Genomic DNA, 17443 nt, shown 5'->3' on the forward strand with positions numbered 1-17443 from the left:
GTGCGCGAATGGCGCTTTTATCTGGACGACATGATCGGCTTTGCCGAGAAGGTACTGGTCTATACGGAAGGCCTTGGATCAGGCGGGCTTCGAAGCCAGTAGTAGGTGGAAGGCCGGCCCTCGATTGCCTTGCGCGCGCTGAAGGAACCCTCACCCCCGGCCCCTCTCCCAGGGGGAGAGGGGAAAAGGCGTACCAGCAGGAAGCCGTGTGCGCTCAGTCGTCGATGCGGCCGAGCAGCAGGAATTCCATCAGCGCCTTCTGCGCGTGCATGCGGTTCTCGGCTTCGTCCCAGACCTGGCTCTGCGGGCCGTCGATCACCTCGGCGGTGACTTCCTCGCCGCGGTGGGCGGGCAGGCAGTGCAGGAAGATGGCTTCCGGGTCGGCGGCGGCCATCACGTCGGCGTCGACGCGGTAGGCGGCGAAGTCGGCGGCGCGCTGCGCGAGCTGGGCTTCGTGGCCCATGCTGGCCCAGACGTCGGTGGTGACCAGGTCGGCGCCGCGCGCCGCGGCGAGCGGGTCGCGGGTGAGCTCGACGCGGTCGGCGTTGTCGGCGAGCAGCTCGGCGGCGGGCTCGTAGCCGACCGGGCAGGCGATGCGCAGGCGAAAGCCGAACTGGCGCGCGGCGGTGATGTAGCTGTTGCACATGTTGTTGCCGTCGCCGACCCAGGCGACGGTGCGCCCGGCGATCGGGCCGCGGTGCTCGACGAAGGTCTGGATGTCGGCGAGGAGCTGGCAGGGGTGCTCGTGGTCGGTCAGGCCGTTGATCACCGGCACCCGCGAGACCGCGGCGAAGCGCGCGACGGTGTCGTGCGAGTAGGCGCGGATCATCACCAGGTCGACCATCCGCGACAGCACCTTGGCGGTGTCCTCGATCGACTCGCCGCGGCCGAGCTGGGTGTCGCGCGGGGAGAGGAAGATCGCACAGCCGCCGAGCTGGGCGATGCCGGCCTCGAAGGACACGCGGGTGCGCGTGGACGCCTTCTCGAAGATCTGGCCGAGCACGCGCCCCGGCAGCGGGGCGTGGCGCTCGCCTCTGGCGTGGCGCGCCTTCAGCGTGCTCGCGCGGGCGATCAGGTAGTCGAGCTCGTCGGGGGTGAAGTCGAGCAGGCTCAGGAAATGGCGGGACTGCATGCGAGAGGAACTCCTCGTCGGCACCGGGCGCGCTCAGCCGGCGACGGTTTCGGGTTGCCGGAGCGGGGCCGGCACCGTGCTTGCGAAGCGCGCGACGTTCCGGTCGGCTTTCGCGTCGGTGATCACCAGCGGCGGCGGCAGGCGCGCGACCGAGCCCGCGGTGACGTTGATCTGCCAGCCCTGCGTCGCGTGCGGGTGCGAGGCGCAGGGCCGGTCGGGTTCGATGCCGCGCAGGGCGCCATGGCCGCGGGGCGGGCGGGCGGCGGACGGAGAGGGGCGACGGCGCGCGGCGGGGACGTGCAGGCGGATGGCGGCACTCCCGGCGGGGGCGACGGGGCGACGTGCGTTGGCCGACATCGTGTGCTGCGACATGGCTCCTGCTTCCGCAACGCGCGGCGGGGCATCCGCCGCAAAAAAAAGGGCGAGGTTACCGACCCGCTACAAGGGGCGCAAGCCCGTGCACCGGAACGAAAAGCGTTGCTCGCGGGCGAGCCGTTGCACGGCGCGTGACACACCCTGTCACGCCCTGTCACGCCGGCGCAGCGTATCGGCATGCCGAACCGTGCGCCGATTGCCCCCGTGTACCGCGCAGTTTCGGTCGAATATCGAAAAATACATTCAATCGTATGATAAATAATGAATTTTTTATCGCGTGCAGGCATTTGGCATTGCTCTTGCCCAATACCGGGAACCGCTCGTCGTTTCGTACCAGAAGCGGAACGCCCACCACTGCACGTCCCGTAGAGGAGAAAACCATGACCGATTCCGCGTTCGCCTGCCGCCTGCCCCTGAGCCGGCTCGGGGCCGCCCTCGCGCTGCTGCTCGCCGGCGCCTCGGCCGGTGCCGGCGTCACCGATCAGGACATCGCCAACGACGCGCAGACCCCCGGCGACGTGCTGAGCTGGGGCATGGGCCTGCAGGGCCAGCGCTACAGCCCGCTGACCAGGATCAACGCCGACACCGTCAAGGACCTGGTGCCGGCCTGGTCGTTCTCGTACGGCGGCGAGAAGCAGCGCGGGCAGGAGGCGCAGCCGCTGATCTACAACGGCAAGATCTTCGTCACCGCGTCGTACTCGCGGCTGTTCGCGGTCGACGCCCACACCGGTGCCAAGCTCTGGCAGTACGACCACCGCCTGCCCGACGGCATCCTGCCCTGCTGCGACGTGGTCAACCGCGGCGCGGCGCTGTACGACAACCTGGTGATCTTCAGCACGCTCGACGCACAGCTGGTGGCGCTCGACCAGGACACCGGCAAGGTGGTGTGGAAGGAGAAGCTCGACGACTACAAGGAGGGCTACTCGAACACCGCCGCGCCGATCATCGTCAAGGGCAAGGTGATCACCGGCGTGTCGGGCGGCGAGTTCGGCGTGGTCGGCCGCGTCGACGCGCGCGACGCCAAGACCGGCAAGCTGGTGTGGACGCGCCCGGTGCTCGAAGGCTACATGGGCTACATGGTCAAGGACGGCCAGAAGGTCGAGAACGGCGTCACCGGCACCCCCGGCACCTCCTGGGCCGGCGACATGTGGAAGACCGGCGGCGGCGCCACCTGGCTCGGCGGCTACTACGATGCCGAGACCAACCTGGTGTTCATCGGCACCGGCAACCCGGCGCCGTGGAACTCGCACCTGCGCCCCGGCGACAACCTCTACACCGCCTCGACGCTGGCGATCGACCCCGACACCGGCACGATCAAGTGGCACTACCAGAGCACGCCGAACGACTCGTGGGATTTCGACGGCGTCAACGAGTTCGTCTCCTTCGACCTGAAGAAGGACGGCAAGGTGATCAAGGCCGGCGCCAAGGCCGACCGCAACGGCTACTTCTACGTGCTCGACCGCACCAACGGCCAGTTGATCAGCGCCTCGCCCTTCGTCACCAAGCAGACCTGGACCAGCGGCATCGACCCGAAGACCGGCCGCCCGATCGAGACCGGCAACCGCCCCGGTGATCCGACCAAGGCCGCCGACGGCAAGAAGGGCGAGTCGGTGTTCGCGGTGCCGGGCTTCCTCGGCGCCAAGAACTGGATGCCGATGGCCTACAACCGCGACACCGGCCTGTTCTACGTGCCCGCCAACGAGTGGGGCATGGACATCTGGAACGAGCCGATCGCCTACAAGAAGGGCGCGGCCTACCTCGGCGCCGGCTTCACCATCAAGCCGCTGTACGAGGACTACATCGGCGCGCTGCGCGCGGTCGACCCGGCCACCGGCAAGATCGTCTGGGAGTACAAGAACCCGGCGCCGCTGTGGGGCGGGGTGCTGACCACCGCCGGCAACCTGGTGTTCACCGGCACGCCCGAGGGCTTCCTGAAGGCGTTCGACGCGCGCACCGGCAAGGAGGTGTGGAAGTTCCAGACCGGCTCGGGCGTGGTCGGCTGCCCGGTCACCTGGGAGATGGACGGCGAGCAGTACATCGCCGTGCCCTCGGGCTGGGGCGGCGCGGTGCCGCTGTGGGGCGGCGAGGTCGCCAAGCGCGTCAACTACCTGAACCAGGGCGGCAGCCTCTGGGTGTTCAAGCTGCACAAGGCGTGAGCGAACGCGCGGCCCGCGTGCGGGCCGCGCCCCCGAACCATCGCGCCGGTGCCCACCGGGTGCCGGCGCCGAGCCTGGGAGAGCCAGCCATGAAGCGAACGCTGCTGTGGGGCGCGCTGTGCGCGCTCGCCGTCACCAGCGCGTGGGGCGCCGATCTCGCGCAGGTGCGCGAGAAGGGCGTGCTGCGCGTCGCCGTCTACAAGGACTTCCCACCGTACTCCTACGCCGAGAACGGCCGCTACACCGGCCTCGACGTGGAGCTCGCCCGCGCCCTCGCCGAACGCCTCGGCGTGGCGCTGGCGCTCGAGCCGATCACCGCCTCGGACGAATCGGTGCAGGACGACCTGCGCAACGGCGTGTGGAAGGGGCATTACCTCGGCTGGGGCGGCGCCGACGTGATGCTGCACGTGCCGGTCGACCCGGCGCTGCAGGCCGAGGTGCGCCAGGTCGCGCTGTTCGGGCCGTATTACCGCGAGCACCTGGCGGTGGCGCGACGCACCGATGCGCTGCCGACGCTCGACTCGCTCGACGCCTTCCGCCACACCCGCGTCGGCGTCGAGTTCCGCACCCTCGGCGACCAGTTGCTGCTGAGCGCGGCCGGCGGCGCCTACATCCCGCAGGTGGTGCACTTTCGCAGCGCGACGCAGGCCTGCGCGGCCTTCCGCGCCGGCGAGGTGCCGGCGCTGCTGGCGCAGCGCGGCGAGGTCGAGCAGTGCGTCGGCACGGCGCGCGACGGCATCGCGGTGGCGCCGCTGCCGGCGGCGCAGGCCGAGCGCCTGGGCTGGGACGTCGGCATGGCGGTGAAGGCCGACGACGAGGCGCTGCGCGGTGCGCTCGCCGAGGCACTGGCCGGGCTGCGCCGCGACGGCACGCTGGCGGCCGTGCTGGCGCGCTACCACCTCGGCGCCGAACTCATCGCGAGCGCGGGCGGGGGCTGAGGGTGCGCGCGCCGCGCGGCGTCCTCGCCGCGGCCCTGCTGCTGCCGGCGACGCTTGCGTGCGCCGCGCCGGCGCCTGACCCGCTGCGCTCGACGCAGTGGCCGGCGATGCAGCACGCGCTGCTGCACGACGAGCCGGTGGTGTTCGACGCCCGCGTCGAGGTGCTGCTGCCGCCGGGCGCCGAGGACTCGCTGCAGGTGCCGGTGGCGGCGCGCTGGCCGGCGCTCGCCGACGTGCGGCGCGTGCTCGCCTTCGTCGACTTCAACCCGATCCCGCGCGTGCTCGAATACCGGCCGCACCGCGCCGGGCCGTTCCTCGGCTTTCGCGTGCGCGTGCAGCAGGCGACGCCGATCCGCGTCGCGGTGCAGACCGGCGACGGCGTCTGGCACGTCGGCGGCGCCTGGGTCGACGCCGCCGGCGGCGGCTGCACGCTGCCGCCGGCGCACCGCGCGACGCTGGCCGACGCCGACCTCGGCCGCGTCGAGGCGCGGCGCTGGCCGCTGCACGACGGCGGCCAGCGGCTGAAGCTGCGCATCGAGCACCCCAACGACACCGGCCTGGTCGCCGGCATCCCGGCGTTCTTCGTCGAGCGCCTGAGCGTCTACGACGAAGCCGGCGCCGAACTCGCCGTGCTCGACACCTTCGAGCCGCTCGCCGAGAACCCGGTGTTGACGCTCGAACCCGCCGCCGCCGGGCCGCTGGTCGTGCGCGGCCGCGACAACGCCGGCAACGCGATCGCCGCGAGGGTCGACTGATGTCCGTGTGGCGTGCCTGCGTCTTCGCGCTGCTGCTGCCGGCGTGCGCCGCGGCCGCGCACGGTGCCGACTTCGACTACCGCCTGCAGCCGCGCGCGCTGACCACCGACACCTGGGTGGTGGAGGGCGCGACCGCGGATTTTTCGCCCGCCAACGGCGGCGACATCGCCAACAGCGCCTTCATCGTCACCGGCGCCGGCGTGGTGGTGATCGACACCGGGCCGTCGCGCGCCTACGGCGAGCAGTTGCGCGCGGCGATCGCGCGCATCACCGCGGAGCCGGTGGTGGCGGTCTACAACACCCACCACCACCCCGACCACATGCTCGGCAACCAGGCCTTCGCCGACGTGCCGGTGTACGCGCTTCCCGGCACCCGTGCCGCCGCCGACGAGGTCGGCGCGACGCTGGCGGGCAACCTCTACCGGCTGGTCGGCACGGCGATGCGCGGTACCGAAGCCTACCCGCCGAGCGCGAGCGTCGCCGCCGGCGAGAGCGTGCTCGGCCGCCACCGCCTGCGCCTGCTCGCGCTGCGCGGCCACACCGCGGCCGACCTCGCGCTGTTCGACGTCGACACCGGCACGCTGTTCACCGGGCTCGTGTTCAACCGCCGCACCCCGGCCACGCCCGACGCCGACCCGGCGGCCTGGCGCGCGAGCCTGCTCGAACTGCAGGCGCTCGCGCCGCGCTGGCTGGTGCCGGCGGCCGGGCCGCCGGTGGCGGACGCGCAGGCGCAGGCGGTGCTCGCGCACGATCTCGACTACCTCGACTGGCTGGTCGGGCACTTCGAGGCCGCCGCGGCACGCGGCGCCGACATGGCCGAACTGCTCGACGCCCCGCTGCCCGAGCGCTTCGCCGACCTCGCGCTGCTGCGCGCCGAGTACCGGCGCTCGGTCAGCCACCTCTACCCGCGCATCGAGCGCGCCGCGCTGGCGCGCACGCGCGCCCCGGAGTGATGCCCATGCCGCGTGCCTCCGCCGCCCTGCTGTTCGCCGCCTGCGCCGCCGCGTTCGCGCAGACCCCGCCCGGCCCGGTCGAGCTCGCCCCCGGCACGATGAGTGCCGACGGCTACCGCCTGCCGCCGTACCGCGCGGCGACGCCGGCGCGCCATCCCGAGGCGGTCACCGTGGATGCCGCCGAACTGCGCGAGCTGCTCGCGCAGGGCGCCGTGCTGGCGCTCGACGTGATGGCCACGGTGCAGCGCCCACCCACCGGCGAGCTCGCCGCGGCGTTCATCCCGAGCGCGCCGCGCGAGCACATCCCCGGCTCGTACTGGCTGCCGAACGTCGGCTTCGAGACCCTCGCGCCCGCCGTCGAGGCCTACCTGCGTGCCACGCTCGCGCGCCTCAGCGGCGGGCGGCCCGACCGCGGCCTGGCGTTCTACTGCATCCAGGACTGCTGGGCCTCGTGGAACGCCGCGCGGCGCGCCGCGCGCCTCGGCTACACGCAGGTGTACTGGTTCCCCGGCGGCACCGAAGGCTGGGTTGCCGCCGGCGGGGCGCTGGTGCCGGCGACGCCGGAGCCGCTGCCGTGAGCCCGCGGCGCCTGCTGGCCTGGCTCGCGCTGTGGCTGGTCGCGCTGGCCGTCCCGCCCGCCGGCGCCGCCGAGGGGCTGCGCGTGGGGGTGATGCAGTCGGGCACGGTGCACTGGGAGCTCGCGGCGATGGCCGCGCTCGGCACGGCGGCGCGCGAGGGCGTGCAGGTCGAGGTGGTGCCCTACGCGAGCAAGGAGGCGACCCGCATCGCGCTCGCCGGCGGCGCGGTCGACCTCATCGTCGACGACTGGCTGTGGGTGTCGCGCAGCCGCGACGAGGGCCGCGGCTACGCCTTCGTCACCCATTCGCTGGCGAGCGGCGCGCTGTACGTGCGCCCCGACAGCAGCATCGCCACGCTCGCCGACCTCGCCGGGCGGCGCCTGGGGGTGGCGGGCGGCGCGCTCGACAAGAACTGGCTGCTGCTGCGCGCCGCGGCACGGCGCAGCCTCGGCGCCGATCTCGCCACGCTCGCCGAGCCGGCCTACGCCGCGCCGCCGCTGCTGAACGCGCTGCTGCTGCGCGGCGAGCTGCCGGCGGTGCTGAACTACTGGCACTACGGCGTGCGCCTGGAGGCCGCCGGCATGCGCCGGCTCACCGACGTGCGCGCCGCGCTCGCCACGCTCGGCGCGCCGCCCGAGCTGCCGCTGATCGGCTGGGTGTTCGACGCCGCCCGCGCCGAGGCGCGGCGCGAGGTCTTCACCGCCTTCCTGCGCGCGGTGCGTGCGACCAAGACCGTGCTGCGCGACGACGATGCCGCCTGGGAGGCGCTGCGCCCGCTGCTGGGCGCGGCCGACGCGGCCGAGTTCCGCGCGCTGCGCGACGGCTACCGCGAGGCCATTCCGGCGCACGTCGGCCCGGCCGACGGCGAGCGCGCCGCGGCGCTGTTCGGCGTGCTCGCGGGGGAGGGCGGCGAGGCCCTGGTCGGGCACGCCACGCGTCTCGCCGACGGCACCTTCTGGGCCGGATACCGCGACTGATGCCGCCCGTGGCTGCCATCGACCGCGCGCTGCGCCCGCTGTCGCTGCTCGCGCTGCTGCTGCTCTGGCAGCTCGCCGCCAGCGCCGCGCCGGCGGCGACGCTGCCACCGCCGCTCGCGGTGGGCGCGCGGCTGTGGGTCTACACCGCCAGCGGCGAGCTGCCGTACCACCTCGGCGTCACCCTCGCGCGCGTGGCGGCGAGCTTCGCGCTGGCGCTCACGCTCGGCACCGCGCTCGGCATCGCGCTCGGCGCCTGGCCGCGGCTCGACCGCTGCTGCGATGCCTGGCTGGTGGTGGGGCTGAACATCCCGGCGCTGGTGACGGTGATCCTCTGCTACCTGTGGTTCGGCCTGAACGACGTGGCGGCGGTGCTGGCGGTGGCGCTCAACAAGATCCCGACCGTGGTGGTGACGGTGCGCGAGGGCGCGCGCGCGGCCGACCGCGCGCTGCTCGACATGGCACGCGCGTTCCGCCTGCCGCGGCTGCGCACGTTCGCCCGCGTCTACCTGCCGCAGCTCTACCCCTACGTGTTCGCCGCCGCCCGCGGCGGCCTCGCACTGATCTGGAAGATCGTGCTGGTGGTGGAACTGCTCGGGCGCTCCAGCGGCGTCGGCTACCAGCTGAGCCTGCTGTTCCAGCTCTTCGACATCGCCGGCATCCTCGCCTACACGCTCGCCTTCGCTGGCGTGGTGCTGGTGGTGGAGGGCGCGCTGCTGCGCCCGCTCGAGCGCCGCCTGCTGGGGTGGCGGCGGTGAGCGGCGCCGCACTCGCGCTCGAGGTGCGCGCCAAGCGCTGGCCGGGGGCAACGCAGCCGCTGCTCGCCGGGCTCAGGCTCGCGGTCGTGCCCGGCGAGTTCGTCGCGCTGGTCGGCCCGTCGGGCAGCGGCAAGTCGACGCTGCTCGGCCTCGCCGCCGGGCTCGACACCGACTTCGACGGGCGCATCGAACGCCCGCCCGGCGCGCCCGGCGTGGTGTTCCAGGAGCCGCGGCTGCTGCCGTGGCTGTCGGCGCTCGACAACGTGCGCCTGGTGCTGCACGGTGCCGACGACGAGCGGCGCGCGCGCGACTGGCTCGCGGCGATGGGGCTCGGCGAGGCGCTCGGGCGCCGCCCCGGCGAGCTGTCGGGCGGCATGCAGCGGCGCGTGGCGCTGGCGCGCGCCTTCGCCATCGCGCCGCGCTGGCTGCTGCTCGACGAACCCTTCGTGTCGCTCGACGCGCCGGTGGCGGCGGGCCTGCGCGCGCTGCTGCTCGAACACTGGCAGGCGACGCGCGCGCTGGTGCTGCTGGTCACCCACGCGCTCGACGAGGCGCTCGCGCTCGCCGACCGCGTGGTGTTCCTCGGCGGGCGCCCGGCGCGGGTGCTGCTCGACCACCGCGTCGGGCTGCCGCGCCCGCGTGCGCCGGCCGCGGTCGCGCGCCACGCCGCCGACCTGCTCGCGGCCCACCCCGGGCTGCTCACCGGGAGCCTCGACCATGGCTGAAGCCGACGCCGCCCCGCTGCTCGCCGTCAGCGGCCTGCGCAAGTGCTACGGCAGCCGCACCGCGCTCGACGGCGTCACGCTCGCGGTCGGACGCGGCGAGTTCGTCGCGTTGCTCGGCCCCAACGGCGCCGGCAAGTCGACGCTGTTCCAGGTGCTGTCGGGGCTGTTCGTCGCCGATGCCGGGCAGGTCGAGGTCGCCGGCTGCGACATGCAGCGTGCGCCGGTGCCGGCGCTCGCGCGCACCGGCATCGTGTTCCAGCAGCCGACGCTCGACCTCGACCTCACGGTGCTCGCCAACCTGCGCTTCCACGCGCGCCTGCACGGCCTGGCGCCGGCGCACGCGCAGGCGCGCATCGACGCCGAGCTGGCGCGCCAGGGGCTCGCCGAGCGCGCCCGCGAGCCGGCGCGCGCGCTTTCCGGCGGCAACCGCCGCAAGGTGGAGCTCGCGCGCGCGCTCGTGCACGAGCCGGCGCTGCTGCTGCTCGACGAGCCCACCGTCGGCCTCGACCCGGCGGCGCGCCGCCACCTGCTCGAACAGGTGCACGGCCTGTGCGCCGAGCGCGGCCTGGGCGTGCTGTGGGCGACCCACCTGGTCGACGAGGCCGAGGCCGCCGACCGCGTCGTGGTGCTGCACCACGGCCGCGTGCGCTACGCCGGGCCGCCGGCGGGGCTGCGCGCCGAGGCCGGCGCTGCCGCGCTCGCCGATGCCTTCCTCGCCCTCACCGCGCCCGCGCCCTAGCAGGAGATGCCCGATGCCGACCCGCCTCTTCGCCGTCCTCGCCGTGCTGTCCGCGCTCGCCGCCGCACCCGCGCTCGCGAAGGACACCGGCTACGTGTTCATCAGCAGCGAGAAGGACCACGCCGTCACCGTGCTCGACGGCCGCACGTTCGACGTGGTCAAGGTGATCAGGACCGGCAAGCGCCCGCGCGACATGAAGTTCGACGCCGGGCACCGGCGCCTCTTCGTCGCCTGTGGCGATGCCGGCCGGGTCGACGTGATCGACGTCGCGCGGCTCGAGGTGGTCGAGCGCGTGCCGGTCGGCGAGGACCCGGAGATGTTCGACCTCAGCCCCGACGGGCGCACGCTGTACGTCTCCAACGAGGAGGACGCCGCGCTCGGCGTGATCGACCTCGCCAGCGGCAGGCGCGTGCGCGAGGTCAAGGTCGGTGCCGAGCCCGAGGGGGTGCTGGCGGCGAGCGACGGGCGCACCGTGTACGTGAGCTCGGAGGTCGCCGGCATGGTGCACGCGGTCGACGTCGCCAGCGGCAAGGTGGTCGGCAACGTGGTGGTCGGCCAGCGCCCGCGCCGCTTCGCCGCCACCCCCGACGGGCGCGAGCTGTGGGTCACCAACGAGCTCGGCGGCAGCGTCAGCGTGATCGACACCGCGAGCTTCAAGGTGCTCGCCACGGTGAAGTTCGAGCCCAAGGGTTTCCGTGCCGACGACGTCACGCCGGTCGGCATCACGATGACGCGCGACGGCCGCACCGCCTGGGTCGCGCTCGGCCGCGCCAACCACGTCGCCGCGGTCGACGTCGCCAGCCGCGCGGTGCAGGACTACGTGCTGGTCGGCAAGCGCGCCTGGGGGGTGGCGCTCGACCGCGCCGAGGCGCGGCTGTTCGTCGCCAACGGCCTCAGCGACGACGTCTCGGTGGTCGACACCGCGGCGCGGCGCGCGCTCAAGGCGCTGCGCGCCGGGCGCGTGCCGCACACCGTGGTGATCGACGACTGAACCCCGCCGCCGCCCGGCCGGCGGCGTTCCCTGCCCGACCGCCCCTGGGGTGACCGCCATGTGCTTCGGATACCTGCGGCGGGCCGCGCTCGCCGGCCTGCTCTGCCTCGCCGCCACCGGCGCCGGGGCGCGCGAGCTGCTGATCGGCTACCTCGCGCTCGCCGACGATGCGCGCTACGACGCGCGCCAGCTCGAACACCGCTACCAGGGCCAGCCGGGCGGGCGGCCGCTCGCCGGTGCCGAGGTGGCGCTCGACGAGGCGGATTTCGGCGCGCAGGCGCAGGGGCTCGCGCTGCGCCTGGTGGCGGTCGAGGCCGATGCTGCCGACGGCCTCGCCGCCGCGCTCGACGCCCTGCGCGCGCAGGGCGCGCACTTCGTGCTGGTCGACCTGCCGGCGGCGCCGCTCGCCGCGCTCGCCGCCGCCACGCGCGGGCGCGACGTCACCCTGATCAACGTCAGCGCCGCCGCCGACGCGCTGCGCGGCGCGCAGTGCCAGGCGCACCTGCTGCACACGCTGCCATCGGAGGCGATGGCTGCCGACGCGCTCGCGCAGTACCTGGTGTCACGCAAATGGCGCAGGGTGCTGGCACTGGTCGGGCCGACGCCGGCCGACCGCGCGCGCATGGATGCCTTCGCCGCGGCGGCGAAGCGCTTCGGGCTCAAGCTCGCCGCCGAGCGCCCGTTCCGGCTGTCGAACGACCCGCGCGAGCGCGAGCTCGGCAACATCGCGCTGCTCAGCGCCGGCGAGGACTACGACGCGGTCTACGTCGCCGACAGCGACGGCGAGTTCGCCCGCGACGCGCAGTACCGCACGGTGCTGCCGCGGCCGGTGGTGGGCTCGGCCGGGCTGGTCGCCGAGGCCTGGCACTGGGCCTGGGAGCGCAACGGCGCGCCGCAGCTCGAAAGCCGCTTCCGCCGCCACGCGCAGCGGCCGATGACCGGCACCGACTGGGCCGCCTGGGTGGCGGTCAAGGCGGTGGTGGAGGCGGCGTTGCGCGCGCCGGCCGACGCCGCGGCGATGGATGCCTGGCTGCGCGGCCCGGATGCGGTGATCGACGGCTTCAAGGGCGCGCGGCTGTCGTTCCGGCCGTGGGACGGGCAGCTGCGCCAGCCGGTGTTCCTCGCCCACGGCAACGGCGTGGCCGCGGCGGCGCCGATCGACGGCTTCCTGCACCCGGTGAACGCGCTCGACACCCTCGGGCCGGACCGCCCCGAATCGGCGTGCCGGCCATGAGCCCGGCGCACGCGCTGCGCGCGCTGCAGGCGGTCGCCGGGCGCGAGCTGGCGAAGTACCTGCGCCAGTACGGCCGGCTGCTGTCCTCGCTGGTGCGGCCGAGCCTGTGGCTGATCGTCTTCGCCGCCGGCTTCCAGAACGTCTTCGGCGTGGCGATCGTGCCGCCGTATGAGACCTACATCAGCTACCGCGAGTACATCGTGCCGGGGCTCGTCGGCATGGTGCTGCTGTTCAACGGCATGCAGAGCTCGCTGGCGATGGTCTACGACCGCGAGATGGGGATGATGCGGCTGCTGCTGACCGCGCCGCTGCCGCGCGCCTGGCTGCTGTTCTGCAAGCTCGCGGCGGGCACGCTGCTGTCGGTGCTGCAGGCCTACGCCTTCCTCGCCATCGCCTGGCTGTTCGACGCCGGCATCCCGTTCGCCGGCTGGCTCACCGCCATGCCGGCGATCGTGCTCGGCGGCATGATGCTCGGCGCGCTCGGGCTGCTGCTGTCGGTGTACGTGCGCCAGCTGGAGAACTTCGCCGGCACGATGAACTTCGTGATCTTCCCGATGTTCTTCGTCTCCTCGGCGCTGTACCCGCTGTGGAAGCTGCGCGAGTCCGGCGCCGAGGCGGTGTGGCAGCTCGCGCGCCTCAACCCCTTCACCCACGCCGTCGAGGCGATCCGCCACGCGCTCTACGGGCGTTTCGACGGCATCGCCTATGCGGTGGTCGGCGCGAGCCTGGTGGCGTTCTTCGCGCTCGCTGCGCGCGGCTACGACCCGCAGCGCGGCCTCGGCCGGCGCGCACCGCCGGCCTGAGCAGGCGCTGTCCCGGAACCGTGACAGGTGTCGCGCCCCGCTGCGCCGGGCAGGACGGCCGCGGGCCTCGGCGGCGGCGACAACCCCCCCGGCATACCCGGAAATGCCCGCGATCAGGTTTGTTGTTCATTAAAAATCAATGATTTATTGATTATGGCATCACTCTTGTTTGATACGGCCCAGCGCCATTCGCGAAGCCCCGTCCGCAACCGACGCGGGACGCGGCGCGCTGATCCATAAACCAGAGGAGATGTCGAGATGATCTACGTGCAGCCCAACCAGCCCGGCGCCAAGGTGAGCTTCAAGGCCCGTTACGGCAACTTCATCGGCGGCGAGTGGATCGCGCCGGTCGACGGGCGCTACTTCGAGAACGTGTCGCCGGTGAACGGCAAGGTGTTCTGCGAAGTGCCGCGCTCGTCGGCCGCCGACATCGAACTCGCGCTCGACGCCGCCCACCGCGCCAAGGACGCCTGGGGCAAGACCTCGCCGACCGAGCGCTCCAACATCCTGCTGAGGATCGCCGACCGCATGGAGGCGAACCAGGAGATGCTCGCCGTCGCCGAGACCTGGGACAACGGCAAGCCGATCCGCGAATCGATGGCCGCCGACACAGCGCTGGCCATCGACCACTTCCGCTACTTCGCCGGCTGCATCCGCGCGCAGGAAGGCTCGATCGGCGAGATCGACCACGACACGGTCGCCTATCACTTCCACGAGCCGCTCGGCGTCGTCGGTCAGATCATCCCGTGGAACTTCCCGCTGCTGATGGCCGCGTGGAAGATCGCTCCGGCGCTGGCGGCCGGCAACTGCATCGTGCTGAAGCCCGCCGAGCAGACCCCGGCCTCGATCCTCGTGCTCGCCGAGCTGATCCAGGACATCCTGCCGGCCGGCACCCTGAACATCGTCAACGGCTTCGGCCGCGAGGTCGGTGCGGCGCTCGCCACCAGCAAGCGCATCGCCAAGATCGCGTTCACCGGCTCGACGGCCACCGGCCGTCTGGTCATGCAGTACGCGACCGAGAACATCATCCCGGTGACGCTGGAACTCGGCGGCAAGTCCCCGAACATCTTCTTCGACGACGTGCTGGCCGAGGACGACAGCTACCGCCAGAAGGCGCTCGAAGGCTTCGCGATGTTCGCGCTGAACCAGGGCGAGGTCTGCACCTGCCCGTCGCGCGCGCTGGTGCACGAGTCGATCGCCGACGAGTTCCTCGCCCTCGCTGTCGAGCGCGTCAGCCGCATCAAGCAGGGCAATCCGCTCGACACCGAGACGATGGTCGGCGCGCAGGCGTCCACCGACCAGCTCGAAAAGATCCTGTCGTACATCGACATCGGCAAGCAGGAAGGCGCGCAGTGCCTGATCGGCGGCGAGCGCAACGTGCTGCCCAGCGAACTCGGCCGCGGCTACTACATCCAGCCGACGGTGTTCAAGGGCCACAACAGGATGCGCATCTTCCAGGAAGAGATCTTCGGCCCCGTGCTGTCGGTCACGACCTTCAAGGATGAGGCCGAAGCGCTGGCGATCGCCAACGACACGATCTTCGGCCTCGGCGCCGGCGTCTGGACCCGCGACGGCGTGCGCGCCTATCGCATGGGCCGCGGCATCCAGGCCGGTCGCGTCTGGACCAACTGCTACCACCACTATCCGGCCCACGCGGCCTTCGGCGGCTACAAGCAGTCCGGCATCGGTCGCGAGACGCACAAGATGATGCTCGACCACTACCAGCAGACCAAGAACCTGCTGGTCTCGTACAGCAAGGACCCGCTCGGCTTCTTCTGAGGCCGTGCCAGCCGCGGCGGGCGGGCCGGTCCGCCGCCCGCCGGTACGCGGGCACACGCCTGCGTGCCGGCTCCACTTCCAGGAGGCGCCATGCCCGAGCCCGCCCCCCGCGTCGTCGCCACGCCCGCTGCGCTCGAACGGATCGCGCGCCTCGCCGGGCGCCACGGACCGCTGACGCTCCACCCGTCCGGCGGCGGCTGCGACGGCAGCGCGCCGAGGTGCTACCCGCTCGGCGGGTTCCGCGTCGGCATGTCCGCGCTCGGAGGGGCCGAGGGGCTGCGCTTCCTGAACCGCTCGCGGCTCTGCGGCGACGCCGAACCCGCCACCCTCGCGCCGCTCGGCTAGGGCCGCGGCGCATCCCTTACGCATGTCCGAGGAGCATCATCCATGACCATTCGCAAGCTGCTGTTCGCCCTGCTGCTCGGCCTCGGCGCCGCGGCGCAGGCGCAGACTCACGGCGCCGCCGACGCCCGCACGCTGCTCGATCGCGCCGTCGCCTACTTGGAGACGAAGGGCCCGGAGGCGGCGCTCGCCGCCTACAACGACCCCAAGGGCCCGTTTATCGCCGACGAGCTGTACGTGTTCGCCTTCGACCTCGATGGCACCTACCGGGCGAGCGGTGCCAACCCGAAGCTGGTCGGCTCCCCGGCGCGCGATCTGCGCGACGCCGCTGGCACGCCGGTCACGGCGACGATCCTCGACGTGGCCAAGACCAAGGGCGAAGGCGCGGTCGAGTACACCTGGCTCGATCGCAAGACCAACCGCATCGAGCACAAGATCTCGCTGGTCAAGCGGGTCGGCGACCTGGTGCTCGGCGTCGGCTACTACCGGCCGTGAGCGCGCCGTGATCAACGCCGACGGTTCCGCCGCCGGGCCGGCCCCAGCCGCGCTGCCGTCGGTCGTCGTGGCGCCGCGGGCGGTGTGGCGCCAGCCGGTCGGCGGCGGCCATTACCTGCACGTCGAGGACTGCGGCGACGCGCACGGCGTGCCGGTGGTGTTCCTGCACGGCGGCCCGGGGGCCGGCTGCCAGCCCTGGCAGCGCGCGCTGTTCGAGCCGCACGACTGGCGCGCGGTGTTCGTCGACCAGCGCGGCGCCGGGCGTTCCACGCCGCTCGGCGGCCTCTGCGCCAACACCACCGCCGACCTGCTGCAGGACCTCGAAGTCATCCGCCGGCGGCTCGGCATCGCGCGCTGGGTGCTCGCCGGCGGCTCGTGGGGCGCGACGCTCGCGCTGCTGTACGCACAGACCTTCCCCGAGCGCTGCCGCGGCCTGCTGCTGCGCGGCACCTTCCTTGCCCGCGCGCAGGACATCGCCTGGGTCTACGGCGCCGACGGCGTGGCGCGCGAGCGCCCGGCGGCTTGGCACGCCTTCCTCGCCCACCTGCCCGTCGCCGAGCGTGCCGACCCGGTGGCGGCCTTCCACCGTCGCCTCACCGGCGACGATGCCGCGACCGCCGCCGCCGCCGCGCAGGCCTGGCAGGCCTGGGGCGCGGCGCTGGTCGGCAGCGCCGCCGCCGCCGCCGCGCCGACGCCGCAGGCGCTGGCACAGGCGCGCATCGAGGCGCACTACGTGCGCCACGGCTGCTTCATCGAGGCCGGGCGCGTGCTGCGCGACGCACCTGCGCTCGCCGGCATTCCCGGCATCCTGCTGCACGGCACGCACGATGGCGTCTGCCCGCTCGCGCAGGCGCAGGCCTTGCACGCGCTGTGGCCGATGGCGGAGCTGCGCTGCCTGGATGGCGTCGGCCACGTGCTGGGCGAGCCGGCGATGCGCGCCGCCTGGGTGCAGGCCGCGCGCGACCTGCTGCAGCGCGTGTGAGCGGTGCTGCGCGGCGTCAGCCGCGCGAGTCGTCGGGCACCCAGCCGCCCAGTTCCTTCCAGCGGTTGACGATGTTGCAGAACAGGTCGGCGGTGCGCTCGGCGTCGTAGATCGCCGAGTGGGCCTCGCGCGTGTCCCAGTCGATGCCGGCCGCCTGCGCGGCCTTGGCGAGCACGGTCTGGCCATAGGCGAGGCCGGCCAGCGTGGCGGTGTCGAAGGTGCTGAAGGGGTGGAAGGGGTTGCGCTTGACGTCGCAGCGCAGCACGGCGGCGTTGAGGAACGACAGGTCGAAGGCCGGGTTGTGGCCGACCAGCACCGCGCGCGTGCAGCCGGTTTCGCGCACGTGGCGGCGCACCTCGCGCAGCACGTTGCCGAGGGCCTCGGTTTCCGGCAGCGCGAAGCGGAACGGGTGGTGCGGGTCGATGCCGTTGACCGCCAGCGACGCCGCTTCGAGGTTGGCGCCGGGGAAGGGCTCGACGTGGTGGCTCAGGGTCTGGTAGCGGAACAGGCGCCCGTCGCTGTCCATGCGCAGGATCACCGCGGCGATCTCGAGCAGGGCGTCGGTCGCGGGGTTGAAGCCGCCGGTCTCGACGTCGACGACGACGGGCAGGAAGCCGCGGAAGCGGCGGGCGATCGGGGAGCTTGGAGAGGGTTCGTTCATCGGCGCGAGGATACCACCGCTCGCCGCGGCGCCGATGGCGGCGGCGGGACCGCCGACTAGAATCTGGCGATCG

General features: G+C 73.3%; 19 protein-coding genes. 16 read left to right on the forward strand and 3 right to left on the reverse strand.

The window, feature by feature from the left end:
- Nucleotides 1–214 precede the first annotated feature (214 nt).
- Both argF and EV699_RS19790 read right to left on the reverse strand, forming a co-directional pair.
- On the reverse strand, nucleotides 215–1132 hold the full coding sequence (argF, locus tag EV699_RS01580; RefSeq protein ID WP_132538281.1) for an ornithine carbamoyltransferase: 918 nt from the start codon (nucleotides 1130–1132) through the stop codon (nucleotides 215–217).
- A gap of 33 nt (nucleotides 1133–1165) precedes the next feature.
- Entirely contained in the window at nucleotides 1166–1504 is a 339-nt protein-coding gene (locus EV699_RS19790; protein ID WP_165903986.1) for a hypothetical protein, read from the reverse strand.
- Nucleotides 1505–1887: 383 nt separating this feature from the next.
- Between EV699_RS19790 and EV699_RS01590 the strand changes: the two genes are divergently transcribed.
- From EV699_RS01590 to pip, 16 genes are all read left to right on the forward strand, one after another.
- On the forward strand, nucleotides 1888–3663 hold the full coding sequence (locus tag EV699_RS01590) for a methanol/ethanol family PQQ-dependent dehydrogenase (RefSeq protein ID WP_132538283.1): 1776 nt from the start codon (nucleotides 1888–1890) through the stop codon (nucleotides 3661–3663).
- A gap of 89 nt (nucleotides 3664–3752) precedes the next feature.
- Nucleotides 3753–4601 (forward strand): substrate-binding periplasmic protein, encoded by an 849-nt coding sequence (locus EV699_RS01595; RefSeq protein ID WP_132538285.1) that lies wholly within the window; start codon nucleotides 3753–3755, stop codon nucleotides 4599–4601.
- A 2-nt stretch (nucleotides 4602–4603) separates the two neighbouring features.
- Nucleotides 4604–5356 (forward strand): quinoprotein dehydrogenase-associated SoxYZ-like carrier, encoded by a 753-nt coding sequence (locus tag EV699_RS01600; protein WP_243662520.1) that lies wholly within the window; start codon nucleotides 4604–4606, stop codon nucleotides 5354–5356.
- Nucleotides 5356–6309: a quinoprotein relay system zinc metallohydrolase 1 gene (locus tag EV699_RS01605; RefSeq protein ID WP_132538287.1), complete on the forward strand. Its 954-nt coding sequence runs from the start codon at nucleotides 5356–5358 to the stop codon at nucleotides 6307–6309. Before EV699_RS01600 ends, EV699_RS01605 begins: the two co-directional genes overlap by 1 nt.
- 5 nt (nucleotides 6310–6314) lie before the next feature.
- Entirely contained in the window at nucleotides 6315–6887 is a 573-nt protein-coding gene (locus tag EV699_RS01610; RefSeq protein ID WP_165903987.1) for a rhodanese-like domain-containing protein, read from the forward strand.
- Nucleotides 6884–7864 (forward strand): ABC transporter substrate-binding protein, encoded by a 981-nt coding sequence (locus EV699_RS01615; RefSeq protein ID WP_243662521.1) that lies wholly within the window; start codon nucleotides 6884–6886, stop codon nucleotides 7862–7864. Before EV699_RS01610 ends, EV699_RS01615 begins: the two co-directional genes overlap by 4 nt.
- Complete coding sequence (locus tag EV699_RS01620) at nucleotides 7864–8619, forward strand: ABC transporter permease (protein WP_132538291.1); 756 nt, start codon at nucleotides 7864–7866, stop codon at nucleotides 8617–8619. The genes EV699_RS01615 and EV699_RS01620 overlap by 1 nt, the downstream gene beginning before the upstream one ends.
- The gene (locus EV699_RS01625; RefSeq protein WP_132538293.1) at nucleotides 8616–9344 is read left to right on the forward strand and encodes an ABC transporter ATP-binding protein; all 729 of its coding nucleotides are present in this window, start codon (nucleotides 8616–8618) and stop codon (nucleotides 9342–9344) included. The genes EV699_RS01620 and EV699_RS01625 overlap by 4 nt, the downstream gene beginning before the upstream one ends.
- Nucleotides 9337–10083, forward strand: a complete 747-nt coding sequence (locus tag EV699_RS01630; RefSeq protein ID WP_132538295.1) for an ABC transporter ATP-binding protein — start codon at nucleotides 9337–9339, stop codon at nucleotides 10081–10083. The genes EV699_RS01625 and EV699_RS01630 overlap by 8 nt, the downstream gene beginning before the upstream one ends.
- A gap of 13 nt (nucleotides 10084–10096) precedes the next feature.
- Nucleotides 10097–11074 (forward strand): PQQ-dependent catabolism-associated beta-propeller protein, encoded by a 978-nt coding sequence (locus EV699_RS01635; RefSeq protein ID WP_132538297.1) that lies wholly within the window; start codon nucleotides 10097–10099, stop codon nucleotides 11072–11074.
- 58 nt (nucleotides 11075–11132) lie between these two features.
- Entirely contained in the window at nucleotides 11133–12308 is a 1176-nt protein-coding gene (locus EV699_RS01640) for an ABC transporter substrate-binding protein (RefSeq protein ID WP_132538299.1), read from the forward strand.
- Nucleotides 12305–13111 (forward strand): ABC transporter permease, encoded by an 807-nt coding sequence (locus tag EV699_RS01645; protein ID WP_132538301.1) that lies wholly within the window; start codon nucleotides 12305–12307, stop codon nucleotides 13109–13111. Before EV699_RS01640 ends, EV699_RS01645 begins: the two co-directional genes overlap by 4 nt.
- A 258-nt stretch (nucleotides 13112–13369) precedes the next feature.
- Nucleotides 13370–14890: an acetaldehyde dehydrogenase ExaC gene (gene exaC, locus EV699_RS01650; protein ID WP_132538303.1), complete on the forward strand. Its 1521-nt coding sequence runs from the start codon at nucleotides 13370–13372 to the stop codon at nucleotides 14888–14890.
- Between the two features lie 90 nt (nucleotides 14891–14980).
- Nucleotides 14981–15235, forward strand: coding sequence for a DUF779 domain-containing protein (locus tag EV699_RS01655; protein ID WP_132538305.1), 255 nt, complete (start codon nucleotides 14981–14983; stop codon nucleotides 15233–15235).
- A gap of 42 nt (nucleotides 15236–15277) precedes the next feature.
- Nucleotides 15278–15727 (forward strand): cache domain-containing protein, encoded by a 450-nt coding sequence (locus EV699_RS01660; RefSeq protein ID WP_132538307.1) that lies wholly within the window; start codon nucleotides 15278–15280, stop codon nucleotides 15725–15727.
- Nucleotides 15728–15734: 7 nt separating this feature from the next.
- Nucleotides 15735–16709 (forward strand): prolyl aminopeptidase, encoded by a 975-nt coding sequence (gene pip / locus EV699_RS01665; protein ID WP_243662522.1) that lies wholly within the window; start codon nucleotides 15735–15737, stop codon nucleotides 16707–16709.
- Between the two features lie 16 nt (nucleotides 16710–16725).
- Here pip and rnt read toward each other — a convergent pair whose 3' ends face one another.
- Complete coding sequence (gene rnt / locus EV699_RS01670) at nucleotides 16726–17370, reverse strand: ribonuclease T (protein WP_132538309.1); 645 nt, start codon at nucleotides 17368–17370, stop codon at nucleotides 16726–16728.
- Nucleotides 17371–17443 lie beyond the last annotated feature (73 nt).

Origin of the sequence: Plasticicumulans lactativorans (genome assembly GCF_004341245.1) — a bacterium.
Taxonomy (GTDB): Bacteria; Pseudomonadota; Gammaproteobacteria; order Competibacterales; family Competibacteraceae; genus Plasticicumulans_A; species Plasticicumulans_A lactativorans.

What these genes read in the sequence shown, in the direction of transcription:
- EV699_RS01635 (WP_132538297.1), top strand. Translation starts at nt 10,097, where the DNA reads ATGCCGACCCGCCTCTTCGCCGTCCTCGCCGTGCTGTCCGCGCTCGCC.
- rnt (WP_132538309.1), bottom strand. Translation starts at nt 17,370, where the DNA reads ATGAACGAACCCTCTCCAAGCTCCCCGATCGCCCGCCGCTTCCGCGGC.
- EV699_RS01640 (WP_132538299.1), top strand. Translation starts at nt 11,133, where the DNA reads ATGTGCTTCGGATACCTGCGGCGGGCCGCGCTCGCCGGCCTGCTCTGC.
- argF (WP_132538281.1), bottom strand. Translation starts at nt 1,132, where the DNA reads ATGCAGTCCCGCCATTTCCTGAGCCTGCTCGACTTCACCCCCGACGAG.
- EV699_RS19790 (WP_165903986.1), bottom strand. Translation starts at nt 1,504, where the DNA reads ATGTCGCAGCACACGATGTCGGCCAACGCACGTCGCCCCGTCGCCCCC.
- EV699_RS01620 (WP_132538291.1), top strand. Translation starts at nt 7,864, where the DNA reads ATGCCGCCCGTGGCTGCCATCGACCGCGCGCTGCGCCCGCTGTCGCTG.
- EV699_RS01630 (WP_132538295.1), top strand. Translation starts at nt 9,337, where the DNA reads ATGGCTGAAGCCGACGCCGCCCCGCTGCTCGCCGTCAGCGGCCTGCGC.
- EV699_RS01660 (WP_132538307.1), top strand. Translation starts at nt 15,278, where the DNA reads ATGACCATTCGCAAGCTGCTGTTCGCCCTGCTGCTCGGCCTCGGCGCC.
- exaC (WP_132538303.1), top strand. Translation starts at nt 13,370, where the DNA reads ATGATCTACGTGCAGCCCAACCAGCCCGGCGCCAAGGTGAGCTTCAAG.
- EV699_RS01595 (WP_132538285.1), top strand. Translation starts at nt 3,753, where the DNA reads ATGAAGCGAACGCTGCTGTGGGGCGCGCTGTGCGCGCTCGCCGTCACC.
- EV699_RS01590 (WP_132538283.1), top strand. Translation starts at nt 1,888, where the DNA reads ATGACCGATTCCGCGTTCGCCTGCCGCCTGCCCCTGAGCCGGCTCGGG.
- EV699_RS01645 (WP_132538301.1), top strand. Translation starts at nt 12,305, where the DNA reads ATGAGCCCGGCGCACGCGCTGCGCGCGCTGCAGGCGGTCGCCGGGCGC.
- EV699_RS01605 (WP_132538287.1), top strand. Translation starts at nt 5,356, where the DNA reads ATGTCCGTGTGGCGTGCCTGCGTCTTCGCGCTGCTGCTGCCGGCGTGC.
- EV699_RS01610 (WP_165903987.1), top strand. Translation starts at nt 6,315, where the DNA reads ATGCCGCGTGCCTCCGCCGCCCTGCTGTTCGCCGCCTGCGCCGCCGCG.
- EV699_RS01655 (WP_132538305.1), top strand. Translation starts at nt 14,981, where the DNA reads ATGCCCGAGCCCGCCCCCCGCGTCGTCGCCACGCCCGCTGCGCTCGAA.